Here is a 13,856-nt window from a genome sequence, read left to right on the forward strand (position 1 = left end):
CGTCCGCCCCACATCGCCGCCAGGAGCCCACTCGTGCCCGTTTCCCTTCCCGCCGCCCTCGAACCGATCCTGCCGCTGCTGCGCTGCCCGTCCTGCGGAGCCGAGCTGACGCCCGCCGACGGGGCGCTGCGCTGCCCGCGGCGGCACAGCTTCGACCTCGCCCGGCACGGGTACGTCGGCCTGCTGACCGGCGCTCGTGCGACCAGCGGGGACGACGGGCCGATGGCGCGGGCCCGGCGGGACTTCCTGGCCGCCGGGCGGTACGCGCCGGTCCGCGACGCGGTTGCGGAGCTCGCCGCTGAGGCCGATCTTTCCGGTCGCTCGCGACGCCAGCCGGCCACGGTGGTCGACGTCGGCTGTGGTACCGGCTACTACCTCGCGGGCGTGCTCGACGCACTGCCGGACGCCGTCGGCCTGGGCCTGGACACCTCGGGCCACGCGCTGCGCGTGGCGGCCAAGGCGCACGAGCGGGCCGCGGCGGCGACGTGGGACGTCTTCCGGCCGTTCCCGATCGCGTCCGAGCAGGTCGACGTGGTGCTCGACGTATTCGCGCCGCGCAACCCGGCCGAGTTCCACCGGGTGCTACGTCCGGGCGGCGTCCTGGTCGTGGTGCGGCCCTTCGGCGGGCACCTGGCCGAGCTGCGCAGCCAGGTCACGCAGATGGTGACCGTGGACCCGGACAAGGAACGGCGCCTGCACCAGGCCCTGGACCCGTACTTCGAGCCCGCCCGCACGGTGGAGGTCGAGTACACGACGCCGCTGACCCGGCAGGAGGCCGTCGACCTGGTGCTGATGACGCCGAGCGCGCGCCACGTCACGGAGGCGGAGCTGGCCGACGACGGCGAGCTGCCCGAGCAGGTCACGGTGTCGGTGCTGGCCACGGCCTACCGGCGGCGGTGACGGCAGCACCACTCTGGCGAGAGTTTCCTACTTCAAGTAGGATTGGAGCATGTCTGCTGCAACTGGTATCGAGAAGCACTCTGTCTCCATGCCTGTGACCACCTCGGAGGGCGTCCGCGCCCGCGCGGGGTCGCGTGGCTTTTCCGCGTACGTGGCAGGGGCGGTTGCCCGTCAGCTCGAGCGGGACGCTCTCGACGACGTGCTGCAGAGCATGGAGGCTGAGCACGGTGCGGTCGACGAGGACGAGATCGCGGCGATCATGGCCAGGCTCGCGCGGTGATCGTCGGCCCCCACTCGATTCTGTTGGACTCCGAGGCGCTCTCCGCTCTGGCCGACGACGGGCGGCAGATGCAGGCTTGGGCAACGGTTGCTCGCCGCACGGACTCGACGCTGCACACGTCTGCGGTGACCCTTGCAGAGGTCACTGACGGCACCGCGCGCGATGCTCGGGTGCGGCGCGCTGCCAAGGCTTTGCGAGTGGAAGAAGTCACCGCGGAGATCGGCTACAGCGCCGGTCGACTGCGTGCGGGTGCAGCATCCGCGCGTCGCAAGGCTCGTGACATGACCGTTGACGCTGTGGTCGCGGCCACTGCGTTAGCCCTTCATGGACCTGTGGTCGTACTGACCACCGACGACGGCGATCTCGATCTTCTCCTCGCTGACACCCGTGTGAAGGTCGAGAGGGTCGGCAAGAGATAGGGGTTGTCAGGCGTCTACTCAGTCAGCCCTAGCTCGTTCTGAAGTTCGGCCAGCTCGACGAGGGCTGCCGCTCGACGTAACTGTTCCGCCGTTCGGGGCCCTTCGATCGACACTACGGTGGCGAACGGAGTAGGTGTGGCTTCGTCTCCGTTCGGGAAGATCGAACCAGGGGCCTGTGTCGGTGCGTTCATGGTGTTAGCGAACATGGATACAGCACAGCGCACCACCCGAGCTCGGGCCGGGTGCAGGCATTCCGTTAACAGTTCCGCAGGTCGGCCGATGCCGTCGTCCCGGCTCACGGGTCGGTCTCGTCCGCGGTGGTTGAGGGGAACGGCGACGGCGACACGTCACAGCCGTCCGGTGGTAGGGAATCGGACGGTTGCCGGGGCCTCTCCGGTCCTGGCGTCGCTCGGGATGTCGGTGGTGATGACGCGCACTCGCGCGGACCGAGGGACGGTCCGGTGCTCGGGGTGTTTGTCGGCAGGCTCGGGCCGGGGGTCGGTTCGAGCGAAGCCGGGGCGCCCGGGAGGACCCCGCCCGGTACGGGCCACAGCAGGGCAGTGCCGATCCCCGCCCCGCCGAGCAGAGCCACCGAGGCCGCCAGCGCCCATACCGTGGAACGACGGCGGGGGAGAGTCGGCCGCTCTCCGTGGCGGAGGATCTCCACACCGGCCGACGAGGCGTCGTCCGGCTCCGGTTCTGAGGCGGGGCGGGACCGGGTTCGCACCAGCGCGTCCGAACGCGTGCGGGTCAGGTCCAGCTCGGGGTCGACCTGGCTCAAGGCGCGCCGCGCGCGGGTCAGGGTGTCTTCCGGCTTTCTCATCAGGTCTCCTGACCTCCGGTCACGGTGCGATAGGCGGCGCGCAGCCGACGTCGTGCCCGGTACACGCGGGTGGCGGCGGACGCCGTCGTGCAGCCGAGCACCTGGGCGATCTCAGCGGTGCTCAGCTCCGCGGCGGCCAGCAGCTCGATGACCTCGCGGTCGGCCGGGCGCAGCAGTGCCAACGCGCGGTGGAGCACGTCGAGCTCGTCCACGAGGCGGGCGTCGTCCGGGCCGGGGGCCCTGGGGTGCCGCAGCGTCCGCTCGGCGAGCGCCGTCCGGCGCCGCTCGCCCCGGACCTGGTTGGCCAGCACCCGCCGGGCGATGGCGAACAACCAGGCCCGCGGGTCGTCGGGAATCTCGCCCTTGCGCCAGGCGATCGCGAAGACCTCCGCGACGACGTCCTCCGCCTCGGCCGCGCCGAGCCGGGTTCGCGCGTACCTGTGCACCGCGCGTGCGTGGTCGGCGAACAGCGACTCGGTCTGGTCCGGTGTGAGCGGACCGGAGGAGACGTCGCGTGGCTCGGTATGGGTGGACAGGACGTCTCCCGGGGGTGCGGCAGTGGGACGGGTGCGGGCTGCTGCGGGCCTGCGAAACGGTCGGTGTCCGGGAGCGGGCTCGTCATGACACCTGGTCTGTGTCGTCCACGTCACATCACTGCACTGTGATGGCGCGCGTCGCGGCGGATGCTGACTGCACCGCTACGGCTTCGTGTCCACTATTCGAACGTTACGAAAACGCGTACGCTATGTTCGGTACCCGATGAAGGAGTCGTGATGAGCGCAGACATGGTGACGCACACCTACGTGCCCGAGGGGTCCGAGCCGGAAGCGGCGGAGGTGCTCAGCTTTCTGGCGGCTCATGCGGAGAAGCATGGGGCCGAGCCCGTACGCCGGTTCCTGCTGGTCGGCAGTGGTGAGGGTGAGCAGATTGAGCTGCCTGGAACCGTGTACCGCGCCCTGCTGCAGGTGGTCGAGGCGCTCGCTGCGGGTAAGGCCGTCACGGTCTCTCCTACCGAGCCGCAGTTGACGACCCAGCAGGCGGCAGATCTGTTGGGCGTATCGCGTCCGACGGTAGTGCGGATGGTCGAGTCGGGTGAACTGGCTGCGGAGCGCAACGGGAACCGACGTCGACTGCTGCTGGGTGATGTGCTTGCCTATCGTGAGCGACGTCGGGCGCGCCAGTACGCGATGCTCGAGGCGACGGCGGTGGACCTGGACGACGAGGACGATCCCGCCGAGATGATCGAACGATTGCGTGAGGCGCGAAGCGCTGCTGCGGCGTATCGGCGAGGGTGATCGAATGTTCACGGCGTTGCTGGACACATCGGTCTTGTGGCCGAGCTTGCAGCGGGACTTTCTGCTCAGTATGGCCGCCGAAGGTCTGTATCGGCCGATCTGGTCCCAAGCGATCCTGGACGAGCTGGTGCGGGTCGAGGCGGACAAGCGGGTCCGGCGCGGTGCCGAGCCGGAGCAGGCAGCCGGGGCAGCCCGTCGCCTGATCGACCAGATGGGTTGGGCCTTTGATGACTCGTGCGTCGAGGGTTGGGAGCCGCTGGAGGGCTCCTACGGTCTTCCTGACCCGGACGACGAGCATCTTGTCGCGGCAGCGGTCGTAGGCGGTGCCGGCGTGATAGTTAGCGACAACGTCAAGGACTTGCCGGCAAAGCTTCTGCCGGACGAGCTGACGGTGGTCCGCGCAGCGCGGTTTGCGGCGGACTCGGTCTCGGTGTCACCGGAAACCGCTGTGCGGGCACTGGGCAAGATCAGCGCCAGGTACTCCAGCCCGCGACGTACTATCGGCGATCTGCTCGACCTTCTGGACTCGCGCTATGGCATGCAACAGGCGACAGCGATGATCCGCGAAGCGCACTGACGTCTGCGATCGCGCTGCGGGCGCTCCGGGTTCTCGTAGCGCGCGGTCCAGGGGCGGTCTCTTCTCAGCCCGCTGCCTTCGCCGCGGCCTTCTGCGCCTTCTTGAACGCCCGGACCTCCAGCAGTGCCTCTGCGCTGGTCACGTCTGCGATCGACCGGTGGGAGCCCTCTTCGCCGAACTCGCCCGCAGCCTCGCGCCAGCCCTCCGGATGGACGTCGCGCTGCTTGCCGAGCAGGGCGAGGAAGATCTTGGCCTTGCGCTCCCCGTAGCCGGGCAGGGCGTTGAGCCGCTTGAGTACCTCACGACCGGTCGGGACGCCGCCGTCGGCGCCGGGTGCGGTCCAGATCTTCGCGGCGTCGCCGTCGTACTCCTCGACGATCGTGCGGGCGAGCTCCTGCACGCGACCTGCCATGGACCGGCCGTACCGGTGGATCGCCGGGGGAGTGGTCGCCATGGTGGTGAACTCGTCGGGGTCCGCCTCCGCGATGGCGTGCACGTCGAAGGAGCCCATGCGGTCGCGGATCTTGGCCGGGCCGGCGAACGCGTGTTCCATCGGGAACTGCTGATCAAGGAGCATCCCGACGAGGAGTGCGAACGGGTCCTCGCTCAGCAGCTTGTCCGTGTCGGGGTCGCCGGTGATCCAGAGCTGGGTGGCCATAACTCCATCTTGCATCCTGTCCGGCCCCCGAGCGCCCTGATCGACAGAAACTCCTCAAAGGCCACCTGCCCCTCAGCTGGCGACGGCAGTTGCTCTGAATTGTTGACCACAGCAGTTGCTGCCAAGGTGGGCCTTCGTCTGGCAGCAGCTGCTGTGGTCAACGGGGTCACCGGCGTGGCTGGCGGCCGGGGCCGTTCGGGGTCGCCCGGATCAGGCGATCAGCCGGTCCACGATCTCCAACGTGTCCGAGGTGAAGTGCCCGTCGTCGCGCACCACCAGCGTCCCGCCGAGCCTGTCGAACATGGCCCGCCCCTGGTCGGCGTCGCAGCCGAACTCGTCGGTCACCGAGTTGAGGAACACCAGGTCACGGACGTGCGCCCGGATCGCCGCCCAATCGTACGAGTCCTGCAGCACCGGCTCGGGCTGGTCGTTCGGCAGCGTCGAGTAGCCGGCCACCAGCACCGCCTGCGCCACCGTGACGTCCAGGTGTTCGAGGACCGCCAGCAGCAGGGCGGCCCCGCCCGAGTGCCCCACCAGAACGGTGTCCTCGGAGAACGTGTGCGCGGCGAGCACCGAGGGCAGGAAAGTCGCGACCGGCTCCACGTTGATCCCGAGATGGTGCGGCGTCTCGACGTCGTACCCCCGTGCGCGCAGTCGACCCGCGAGCCACGGGTACCAGATCCACTCCGGCCGAGCGCCGGTCCCGTGGAAGATGATCGCCCTGCGTCCCATCAGCTCTCCCTCGAAGCCGTTGATGCCTCGGGCACCACACCGAGGTTGACCTGGTCCAGCACCGGCTCGAACCCGATCGCCGCGTACACCTTGTTCGACACCGGGTTGTTCCGGTCGGTGTAGAGGCAGACCCGGTCGCCGGCGTCGAGCACGCGCTGGGCGACCTCGGCGACCAGCGCCCGCGCGTACCCGTGCCCGCGATGCTCGGCGGGCGTGTAGACGGGGCCGATCCGGACCACGCCGAACGCCGGCGGCCGCATGCCCGTCAGGTGCACCACCTCGCCGTCGACATCCCACAGCCAGACGGTGCCCTCCTCGATCCAGCGTTGCGCGCCCTCGATCCGCAGCGGTTCGGCCTCCGGCGGGCGCCCGGCCTGGGCGTCGGCCTCCGGGTGGAACTCGGCGAACCACCTGGTGACCAGGTCCAGGTCGGCGAGCGTGGCCGGGCGCGCTCTGCCCGACGGCGCCGGGTCCGGCCCGGCGACGCGCTTCGCCTCCCAGAGCCGGTCGGGGCGGTCCTCGAACACCGTCCCGCCGGTGGACCGCAGCACCTCGTCGGTGAAGACCCGGACGGCGGGCATCGGGCCGTTCGCCGAGATCAGGGGCGGCTCGCCGGACCGCGCCGTGTGGTCGAGCGCGGTGCGGGCCAGCAGCCGCGCTGCGTCGTCGGGCAGGGCCGGGACCCATACCGTGTGCGGCGCGTGCGGCATGGTGCGCATCGACACGGCGACCACTGCGTCGTCCGCGTCCCGCACGACCGCCCACCACATCGGGTGCTCAGGACGCGGCCCTCCGGGCACGAAGGTCCGCGCGGCGTGGTGCGTCACCGACGCGACGACGCTCCAGAGCACCGGCTCGGCGGCCAGGAGGTCACCTGCCACGGCCAGGACTTCCGCTGGGTCATCGAGGAGCTCGACGCTGTGCGCGGTGGTCATGCCGGAATCCTGGCACGTGGGGGCCGACTGATCGAGTGGTTTGGGCGAGCGCAGCCGACCACACGCTCTGCCCCTCAGCGGACCAGCCGCACCTCGAGCACGTCCGTGTCCGGGTCGGTGACGGTGACGCCGTCGGGCAGGAAGCCCGCGCGCTGGAAGAACTTGCGCGCACGCGGGTTGGTCGCGTACGTCCAGAGCTGGGCCGACGTGCCGGGCGGGAGGATGTTCTCCAGCAGGGCGTGACCGACATTGGTCCCGTGGAAGTTCGGGTCGACGTACAGCTCGTGCAGCTCGATGGGGCGGGCCGGCGGGTGGCCGAGGTGCGGGCCCGACGGGTTCTTCATCGCGAAGCCGACGATCTTGTCGCCGACCTCGGCGACGAGTGCCTTGTTGCCGGCGGCGAGGATGCGCATCCAGCCCTCCGTGCGGGTCCCGAGCGTCTCGGTTTTCCAGTGCTCGGCCGACAGGAGCTCGCCGAAGACCGCGCGCCGGGTGGTCCAGTGCACCGCGGCGATACCGACGGCGTCGTCCGGGATCGAGGCGCGGATGTGGAAGTCAGACATGAGTCGAACGGTAACCCGACTACCTGACCATCCGTACCTCGGCGAGGTCGGCGGTGGTCGTGTCGACGACCCGCGTCCCCTCCAGGACGAACCCGTTACGCTCGTAGAAACGCCGGGCACGCGGGTTGTCCTCCGCGACCCACAGCTGCGCGCCGGTCCCGGGCGGCACGACGGCGTCCAGCAGGGCCTGGCCGACGCCGGTCCCGTGGTGGGCTTCCAGGACGTACAGCAGGTACAGCTGCCGGTTACGCATGGGCAGCACGTCCTCCTGCTCGACGGCGTCGCCGGACATCGCGATGCCGACCACCTCGCCGCCCACCTCGGCGAGGACGGGGGCCGCACCGTTCGTCAGCCACCTCTCCCACGTCGTCGTGCGCCGCTCGAGCGTGGCGGTGGCCCAGAACTCGGGCGGAAGGATCGATGCGTAGGTGGTGACCCAGGTCGTGTGGTGCACCCGGGCGACGGCGGCGGCGTCGGACAGCGTGGCTGTGCGCAAGTTCACGACGCGAAACATACTCCCGCGCCGGGGCGGTCGATGACACGCGACCGCCGCAGCGGCGTCAGGCGGGGTGCAGGGTCCCGACCAGGCAGTCCTCGATACCGACCGCGGACAGGAGCTTGGACGGCACCGAGCCGAGCCATCCGACCGCCTCGTACGCGGGGACGAGCCGGACGTCCTTGACCAGGAAGTCCTTGCCGGTGCGCGTCAGCCGCACGGTTCCGGCGCTCATCGTGTTGCGGGCCCAGTCGGTGCCCGAGCCCCACGGCAGCGGCAGCACCGCGACGATCTGCTGTTCTGGCCGGGCCGCGAACGCGACCAGCGGGGTGCTGTACTCCTTCCCGGACTTGCGTCCGACATGGTGCAGCACCACCCACGGCGAAATCTGCCCGGCGATGCGGAGCATCCACGGGTTGACGATCTTTCCTGCCTTGACGACGAGATCCGGTGCGGGCATGGCTCCCATCATGGTTCACGCACGCGGATCCGTCAGCATGGGGGCGCTACCCGTGTGCGGCGGAGGCTCGGCCTGTCCTCAGGCGCGGTCTCAGCCCCGGTCTCAGTCCCGGTCGAACGAGAGCACCGGGCGTCCCGTACGCGGATGCGTCAGCACGTCGACCCGCACCCCGTACACCGGCTCCAGCACCGCCGGGACCAGCACCTCGGAGACCGGGCCCGCCGCGACGACCCTGCCCTGGTCCAGCAGGACCAGGTGGTCGCAGGTCGAGGCGGCCAGGTTGAGGTCGTGCAGGGCGGCGACGACGGTCACGCCGTCCGCCGCGAGGTCGCGCAGCACCCGCATGGCGTGCAGCTGGGCGGCGATGTCGAGGTGGTTGGTCGGCTCGTCGAGCAGGATCAGCCGCGGCTGCTGCGACAGGGCGCGAGCCATGTGCACGCGCTGGCGCTCGCCGCCCGACAGGGTGCCGACCTCGCGGTCGGCGAGCTCGGCGGCGCCCGCGGCGGCGAGGGCCGTGCGCGCGGCGGCGCCCGCGGCGGCGAGGGCCGTGCGCGCGGCGGCCCGGTCGGCGTCCGAGTCGCCGGCCAGCAGGGAGCGGTGCGGGATGCGGCCGAGCAGCACCGCGTCCAGCACGGACAGCGGCAGGTCGGTGGAGGCGTCCTGCTCCACGAGGGCGAGCAGCCGGGCGCGTTCGCGGCGGGGGAGCGCGGCCAGGTCGGCGCCGTCGAACGACGTCGCCGGGCCTGTCGTCGCAGGGTCCGTCTTCGCAGGGTCCGGGTCGGACGACGGCGCGGGTGCCCCGCCGTCGGACGGCGACGTGGCGCGCCCCGCCTGCTGCACCCCGGCGAGAACCCGCAGCAGCGTGGACTTGCCCGAGCCGTTCGGCCCCAGCAGCCCGGTGACGGCACCGCCGGGGGCGACCACCCCGACGTCGTCCAGCACGACCCGCCCGCTGATGTCCCAGGAGACCCGCCCGGCCACCAGCCCGCGTTGAGTGCTGGCTATCTGCCCTGTCGAGGGGGTCTGGGTGGACAAATATCCAGCACTCAACGGTTTCCTCTCCAGAGCAACAGAGCGAAGATCGGGGCGCCTATGGCCGCCGTCACTATGCCTACCGGCAGCTCGCGGGGCTCGAAGACCGTGCGGGCGAGGGTGTCGGCCCAGACCAGGAACGACGCCCCGGCCAGCGCGGACAACGGCAGCAGCAGGCGGTGACGGGCCCCCGTGAACAGCCGCACCGCATGCGGCAGGATCAGCCCGACGAACCCGATCGACCCGCTCTGCGACACGAGCGCCCCGGTCAGCAGGGCGACGCCGATCAGCAGGATCCAGCGCGCGCGGTTCACGGGCACCCCGAGCGCGGCGGCCGCCGTGTCCCCGAACGTGAACGCGTCCAGCACGGACCCGGTCAGCGCCAGCAGGGTGCCCAGCACGAGGACGGCGCCGCCGGCGATCGCCACCGACGTCCACGTCGCCGACGCGACGGAGCCCATGAGCCACGACAGCACCTCGCGGAACGCGTCGCCCTTGGCGGACCAGAAGATCACGAACGACACGGCCGCCGCGCAGAGCTGACTGATCGCGAGCCCCGCCAGGACCGTCCGGGTGGGCGTGATCGTGCCGAGCGCGCCCGCCAGGCCGAGCGCGAGAGCCAGCGCGCCGACCGCGCCGGCGAACGCCGCGACCGGCAGCAGCAGCGGGACGCCCGCGAGCAGCACGAGCACCGCGCCCAGCGACGCGCCCGACGACAGCCCCAGCAGGTACGGGTCGGCGAGCGGGTTGCGCGTGAGCGACTGCATCACCGCGCCGCACAGGGCCAGGCCCGCGCCCACGGCGGCGGCGGTGAGGATGCGGGGCATCCGCAGCTGCCACACCATGCCGTCGCGCAGGGCCGAGAGCGGCTCCAGGCCGAGCGCGCCGCCCAGCCCGAGGTGGGTCGCGACCGAGCGGCCGACCTCCGACAGGGCGAGGTCGGCCGGCCCGATGGTCACCGCGACGCCGATGCTCAGGACGAGCACCAGCGCCGCGGCGGGCAGGGCGAGCACCTTCACAGGTCGAGGTCCGCCAGCTGGTCCACCACCGAGGTGACGGCGTCGACGTTCCGGACGCCGGCCTCGGTCGCCGGGAACGGCACCACGACGTAGCGCTCCTCCTTGACCGCCGTCATCTCGCGGGTGGCGGGGTTCGACTCCAGCGTCCCGATCTTCGCGTCCGCGGGGTTCCACGCGGCGTCGACCAGCACCAGGACGTCGGGGTCGGCCTCGACGACGTTCTCCCAGCCGAGCGAGGTCCAGGTGTCGTGGACGTCGGCCGAGACGTTGGTCAGCCCGGCCGCCTCCATGATCATCTGGGGCGCGCCGATGCCGGCGCCCACGTACGGGGTGTCGTCGCCGGAGGACCACCACAGCGCGGTCAGGCCGCGGTCGTCGGGCGCTATGGCGTCGAGCGCCGCCCGCTGCTCCTCGACGAGCCGCGCCGCGGCGTCCTCGGCGTCGAACAGGGAGCCCACCTCCGCGATCTCGTCGAACACCGTGTCGAAGGTGAGCGGGTCCGGCATGTACCCCTCCTCCTTGCAGGCCGCGGGGGAGACGTACGTGGCCACGCCGAGCTGGGCGAGGGTCGCGCGGTCGCCCGCGGTCTCCGCCGTCAGGTTGGACTCCCAGCCCGCGTAGACGAGGTCCGGCTCCAGCGCCAGCGTGGCCTCGGAGCCGGGCGCCTCGGCCGCGAACGGCTCCTCGACGGCGGGCACCGACTCCAGCGAGTCCGGCACCGGGCCGTCGAGGAACGCCGAGCCGACGATCCGGTCGCCCAGGCCGAGCGCCAGCAGCATCTCGGTGGTCGACGACTTGATGGTCACCACGCGCTCTGGCGGCGCCTCGACCGCCGTCTCGAAGCCGCAGTTGTCGAGGGTGACGGGAAAGCCGGCCGACGCCGGCGACGCGCCCCCGGCATCCGGCTCACCGGAGGCGGGGGTGGAGCAGGCAGCGAGGGTGAGCGCCGTGACGGCGGCGATCGCGGGCAGGGCGACAGCACGGGACGGACGGACGCGAAGGGGGTGCACGCGAGGGCTCCAGGGGTCGACGAACAGCCCACGACCTTCGTCAGGCGTGGGGTGAGCAGCGACGCGCCATCTCGCGTCCAGGCGGGAAGCGGCTCACACTGAGAGCCACGTCAACGAGCCAAAGAAGGCTCGCGACCCGCCGTCACGATACACCGGCCGAATTCGCCCCTCGTGGTCGTTTCGCTGTCGGCGTCGTCCCCGGTCCGGCGCGGACCGAACGCCTGTGCCAGCGGCAGGCACCGCCGGAACAAACGTCACGTCCCGGAAACGGGTAGGGGCTCGCAGCGGAAACAGGCCCCGGCTTTGCTGGTCACCTGCTGAGGCGAGGGAGTTGGCATGAGCACCGTCCGAGTTGCGTTCACACAGGCCCGCTGGACCGGCGACAAGGAATCGATGATCGCCCTGCACGAGGGGTGGGCCCGTGAGGCGGCGAGCCAGGGCGCGCAGGTGATCGCGTTCCAGGAGCTGTTCTACGGCCCGTACTTCGGCATCACGCAGGACCCGGCCTACTACCGGTACGCCGAGCCCGCTGACGGACCCACCGTCGAGCGGTTCGCGGCGCTCGCGGCCGAGCTCGGCATCGTCATGGTCCTGCCGATCTACGAGGAGGCCCAGCCCGGCGTCCTGTACAACACGGCGGTCGTGGTCGACGCCGACGGCACGGTGCTCGGCAGCTACCGCAAGCACCACATCCCGAACCTCGACAAGTTCTGGGAGAAGTTCTACTTCCGGCCCGGCAACCTGGGCTTCCCGGTCTTCGACACCGCCGTCGGGAAGATCGGCGTCTACATCTGCTACGACCGGCACTTCCCCGAGGGCTGGCGCGAGCTGGCGCTGAACGGCGCGCAGATCGTCTTCAACCCCAACGCGACCAAGCCCGGGCTGTCCAACCGGCTCTGGGAGATCGAGCAGCCCGCCGCCGCGATCGCCAACGGGTACTTCGTCGTGGCGAACAACCGGGTGGGCCTGGAGGACAACGAGTACGGCTCCGATGCGGTGAACTTCTACGGGTCCTCGTACGCCGTCGGGCCGGACGGGAACTACGTGGGCGAGGTCGCCTCGTCCACGAGCGACGAGCTGGTGGTGCGCGACCTCGACCTGGACCAGGTGCGCGAGGTCCGCGAGCGCTGGCAGTTCTTCCGCGACCGCCGCCCGGACGCGTACACCGCGATCACCGCCCCATAGCCCGTAGCCCACACCCACCTGGAGACACGATGACCACACTGATCACCGGCGGGACGGTCGTGAACGCGACGGGCACGGTAGTGGCCGACGTGCTGATCGACGGCGAGAAGGTGGTCGCCGTCGTCCTGCCCGGAAGTACCGCCCTGGGGGCGGACCTGGCCGCGACCGCCGAGCGCGTGATCGACGCGACCGGCAAGTACGTGGTGCCCGGCGGCGTCGACGCGCACACGCACATGGAGCTGCCGTTCGGCGGCACGGCCGCGAGCGACACGTTCGAGACCGGCACGACGGCGGCGGCGTGGGGCGGCACCACCACGATCGTCGACTTCGCCGTGCAGAAGCAGGGCGAGCGGGTGCAGGACGGCCTGGAGTCGTGGCACAAGCGCGCGGCCGGCAACTGCGCCATCGACTACGCGTTCCACCAGATCATCGGCGGGGTGGACGACGAATCGCTCGCCGCGATGCGCACCCTCGTCGACGAGGGCATCACCAGCTACAAGATGTTCATGGCCTACCCCGGCGTCTTCTACGCCGATGACGCCCAGATCCTGCGCGCCATGCAGGTGGCCCGGGACGAGGGGCTGCTCACGATGATGCACGCCGAGAACGGCCCGGCGATCGACGTCCTGGCCGCCCAGCTCGTCGCGGCGGGCAAGACGGACCCCTACTACCACGGGCTCGCACGGCCGTGGCAGCTCGAGGAGGAGGCGACGCACCGGGCGATCATGCTCAGCGACCTCACAGGCGCGCCCCTGTACGTGGTGCACGTCAGCGCCAAGCAGGCGGTCGCCCAGCTCGCGGCCGCCCGGGACGCGGGCAAGAACGTGTTCGGCGAGACCTGTCCGCAGTACCTGTACCTGTCGCTGGAGGAGCAGCTCGGGGCGTCCAGCGAGGAGTGGGGCTCCTTCGAGGGCGCCAAGTGGGTGTGCTCGACGCCGCTGCGCGCGCGGGCCGAGGGCCATCAGGACGCGATGTGGCAGGCCCTGCGCACCAACGACCTGCAGGTGGTCTCCACGGACCACTGCCCGTTCTGCATGACGGACCAGAAGGAGCTGGGCCGGGGCGACTTCCGGGCGATCCCGAACGGGATCGGCACCGTGGAGCACCGCATGGACCTGCTCTACCAGGGCGTGGTCACCGGTCGGCTGAGCCTGGAGCGCTGGGTCGAGCTCTGCTCGGTCACCCCGGCGCGCATGTTCGGCATGTACGGCACCAAGGGCGTCATCCAGCCGGGCGCCGACGCCGACATCGTCGTGTACGACCCGGCGGGGCTCACCACCCTCGGCGTCCGCACGCACCACATGAACATGGACCACTCCGCGTGGGAGGGCGTCGAGATCGACGGGCACGTCGACGTCGTCCTCTCGCGCGGCGAGGTGGTCGTGGACGACGGCGGGTTCCACGGCCGGGCCGGTCACGGCCGGTTCGTCAAGCGCGGCCTGAGCCAGTACCTGGTCTAGGGCCTGGCCACC

General features: G+C 71.1%; 18 protein-coding genes. 7 read left to right on the forward strand and 11 right to left on the reverse strand.

The features are described 5' to 3' along the window. The first annotated feature begins 33 nt into the window (after window positions 1-33). From ACQEVI_RS20405 to ACQEVI_RS20415, 3 genes are read left to right on the forward strand one after another with little or no spacing between them, the layout of a single operon-like run. Window positions 34-900 carry a putative RNA methyltransferase gene (locus ACQEVI_RS20405; protein ID WP_432902150.1) on the forward strand — a complete coding sequence of 289 codons (867 nt, stop codon included), beginning with the start codon at window positions 34-36 and terminating at the stop codon, window positions 898-900. Window positions 901-949: 49 nt separating this feature from the next. After that, window positions 950-1,180, forward strand: a complete 231-nt coding sequence (locus ACQEVI_RS20410) for a CopG family transcriptional regulator (protein ID WP_432902152.1) — start codon at window positions 950-952, stop codon at window positions 1,178-1,180. Further along, complete coding sequence (locus ACQEVI_RS20415) at window positions 1,177-1,599, forward strand: PIN domain-containing protein (protein ID WP_432902154.1); 423 nt, start codon at window positions 1,177-1,179, stop codon at window positions 1,597-1,599. The genes ACQEVI_RS20410 and ACQEVI_RS20415 overlap by 4 nt, the downstream gene beginning before the upstream one ends. Window positions 1,600-1,894: 295 nt before the next feature. On the opposite strand, the gene ACQEVI_RS20420 is transcribed toward ACQEVI_RS20415, so the two are convergent. Together ACQEVI_RS20420 and ACQEVI_RS20425 are read right to left on the reverse strand one after the other, a co-directional pair. Next, window positions 1,895-2,422, reverse strand: coding sequence for a hypothetical protein (locus ACQEVI_RS20420; protein ID WP_432902156.1), 528 nt, complete (start codon window positions 2,420-2,422; stop codon window positions 1,895-1,897). After that, complete coding sequence (locus ACQEVI_RS20425) at window positions 2,422-3,072, reverse strand: RNA polymerase sigma factor (RefSeq protein ID WP_432902158.1); 651 nt, start codon at window positions 3,070-3,072, stop codon at window positions 2,422-2,424. The genes ACQEVI_RS20420 and ACQEVI_RS20425 overlap by 1 nt, the downstream gene beginning before the upstream one ends. Before the next feature lie 123 nt (window positions 3,073-3,195). Here ACQEVI_RS20425 and ACQEVI_RS20430 point away from each other — a divergent pair, with 123 nt between their 5' ends. Together ACQEVI_RS20430 and ACQEVI_RS20435 are read left to right on the forward strand one after the other, a co-directional pair. Next, complete coding sequence (locus ACQEVI_RS20430; protein ID WP_432902160.1) at window positions 3,196-3,717, forward strand: helix-turn-helix domain-containing protein; 522 nt, start codon at window positions 3,196-3,198, stop codon at window positions 3,715-3,717. Then, window positions 3,677-4,294, forward strand: coding sequence for a PIN domain-containing protein (locus tag ACQEVI_RS20435; protein WP_432902162.1), 618 nt, complete (start codon window positions 3,677-3,679; stop codon window positions 4,292-4,294). The genes ACQEVI_RS20430 and ACQEVI_RS20435 overlap by 41 nt, the downstream gene beginning before the upstream one ends. Before the next feature lie 64 nt (window positions 4,295-4,358). On the opposite strand, the gene ACQEVI_RS20440 is transcribed toward ACQEVI_RS20435, so the two are convergent. From ACQEVI_RS20440 to ACQEVI_RS20480, 9 genes are all read right to left on the reverse strand, one after another. Then, the gene (locus ACQEVI_RS20440) at window positions 4,359-4,952 is read right to left on the reverse strand and encodes an HhH-GPD-type base excision DNA repair protein (protein ID WP_432902164.1); all 594 of its coding nucleotides are present in this window, start codon (window positions 4,950-4,952) and stop codon (window positions 4,359-4,361) included. Between the two features lie 210 nt (window positions 4,953-5,162). Continuing rightward, the gene (locus ACQEVI_RS20445) at window positions 5,163-5,684 is read right to left on the reverse strand and encodes an RBBP9/YdeN family alpha/beta hydrolase (RefSeq protein WP_432902166.1); all 522 of its coding nucleotides are present in this window, start codon (window positions 5,682-5,684) and stop codon (window positions 5,163-5,165) included. Next, window positions 5,684-6,619 (reverse strand): GNAT family N-acetyltransferase, encoded by a 936-nt coding sequence (locus ACQEVI_RS20450; protein WP_432902168.1) that lies wholly within the window; start codon window positions 6,617-6,619, stop codon window positions 5,684-5,686. The genes ACQEVI_RS20445 and ACQEVI_RS20450 overlap by 1 nt, the downstream gene beginning before the upstream one ends. Before the next feature lie 74 nt (window positions 6,620-6,693). Next, window positions 6,694-7,182, reverse strand: a complete 489-nt coding sequence (locus ACQEVI_RS20455) for an N-acetyltransferase family protein (RefSeq protein ID WP_432902170.1) — start codon at window positions 7,180-7,182, stop codon at window positions 6,694-6,696. A 19-nt stretch (window positions 7,183-7,201) separates the two neighbouring features. Then, window positions 7,202-7,684, reverse strand: coding sequence for an N-acetyltransferase family protein (locus ACQEVI_RS20460; RefSeq protein ID WP_432902172.1), 483 nt, complete (start codon window positions 7,682-7,684; stop codon window positions 7,202-7,204). Window positions 7,685-7,742: 58 nt separating this feature from the next. Next, window positions 7,743-8,138, reverse strand: a complete 396-nt coding sequence (locus ACQEVI_RS20465) for a nitroreductase family deazaflavin-dependent oxidoreductase (protein ID WP_432902174.1) — start codon at window positions 8,136-8,138, stop codon at window positions 7,743-7,745. A gap of 102 nt (window positions 8,139-8,240) precedes the next feature. Further along, complete coding sequence (locus ACQEVI_RS20470; protein WP_432906028.1) at window positions 8,241-9,122, reverse strand: ATP-binding cassette domain-containing protein; 882 nt, start codon at window positions 9,120-9,122, stop codon at window positions 8,241-8,243. 62 nt (window positions 9,123-9,184) lie between these two features. Further along, window positions 9,185-10,189 carry a putative F420-0 ABC transporter permease subunit gene (locus ACQEVI_RS20475; protein ID WP_432902176.1) on the reverse strand — a complete coding sequence of 335 codons (1,005 nt, stop codon included), beginning with the start codon at window positions 10,187-10,189 and terminating at the stop codon, window positions 9,185-9,187. Continuing rightward, window positions 10,186-11,199, reverse strand: a complete 1,014-nt coding sequence (locus ACQEVI_RS20480) for a putative F420-0 ABC transporter substrate-binding protein (RefSeq protein WP_432902178.1) — start codon at window positions 11,197-11,199, stop codon at window positions 10,186-10,188. The genes ACQEVI_RS20475 and ACQEVI_RS20480 overlap by 4 nt, the downstream gene beginning before the upstream one ends. 336 nt (window positions 11,200-11,535) lie before the next feature. On the opposite strand from ACQEVI_RS20480, the gene ACQEVI_RS20485 reads away from it, so the two are divergent. After that, window positions 11,536-12,384 (forward strand): nitrilase-related carbon-nitrogen hydrolase, encoded by an 849-nt coding sequence (locus ACQEVI_RS20485; RefSeq protein WP_432902179.1) that lies wholly within the window; start codon window positions 11,536-11,538, stop codon window positions 12,382-12,384. A 29-nt stretch (window positions 12,385-12,413) separates the two neighbouring features. Then, window positions 12,414-13,844: a dihydropyrimidinase gene (hydA, locus tag ACQEVI_RS20490; protein WP_432902180.1), complete on the forward strand. Its 1,431-nt coding sequence runs from the start codon at window positions 12,414-12,416 to the stop codon at window positions 13,842-13,844. The last annotated feature ends 12 nt before the right edge of the window (window positions 13,845-13,856 follow it).

This window comes from Promicromonospora sp. CA-289599, from assembly GCF_050936155.1.
Lineage (GTDB): Bacteria > Actinomycetota > Actinomycetes > Actinomycetales > Cellulomonadaceae > Promicromonospora.

Coding starts and splice junctions, on each gene's coding strand:
- ACQEVI_RS20410 (WP_432902152.1), top strand. CDS start 950: ATGTCTGCTGCAACTGGTATCGAGAAGCACTCTGTCTCCATGCCTGTG.
- ACQEVI_RS20420 (WP_432902156.1), bottom strand. CDS start 2,422: ATGAGAAAGCCGGAAGACACCCTGACCCGCGCGCGGCGCGCCTTGAGC.
- ACQEVI_RS20430 (WP_432902160.1), top strand. CDS start 3,196: ATGAGCGCAGACATGGTGACGCACACCTACGTGCCCGAGGGGTCCGAG.
- ACQEVI_RS20440 (WP_432902164.1), bottom strand. CDS start 4,952: ATGGCCACCCAGCTCTGGATCACCGGCGACCCCGACACGGACAAGCTG.
- ACQEVI_RS20445 (WP_432902166.1), bottom strand. CDS start 5,684: ATGGGACGCAGGGCGATCATCTTCCACGGGACCGGCGCTCGGCCGGAG.
- ACQEVI_RS20450 (WP_432902168.1), bottom strand. CDS start 6,619: ATGACCACCGCGCACAGCGTCGAGCTCCTCGATGACCCAGCGGAAGTC.
- ACQEVI_RS20455 (WP_432902170.1), bottom strand. CDS start 7,182: ATGTCTGACTTCCACATCCGCGCCTCGATCCCGGACGACGCCGTCGGT.
- ACQEVI_RS20465 (WP_432902174.1), bottom strand. CDS start 8,138: ATGCCCGCACCGGATCTCGTCGTCAAGGCAGGAAAGATCGTCAACCCG.
- ACQEVI_RS20485 (WP_432902179.1), top strand. CDS start 11,536: ATGAGCACCGTCCGAGTTGCGTTCACACAGGCCCGCTGGACCGGCGAC.
- hydA (WP_432902180.1), top strand. CDS start 12,414: ATGACCACACTGATCACCGGCGGGACGGTCGTGAACGCGACGGGCACG.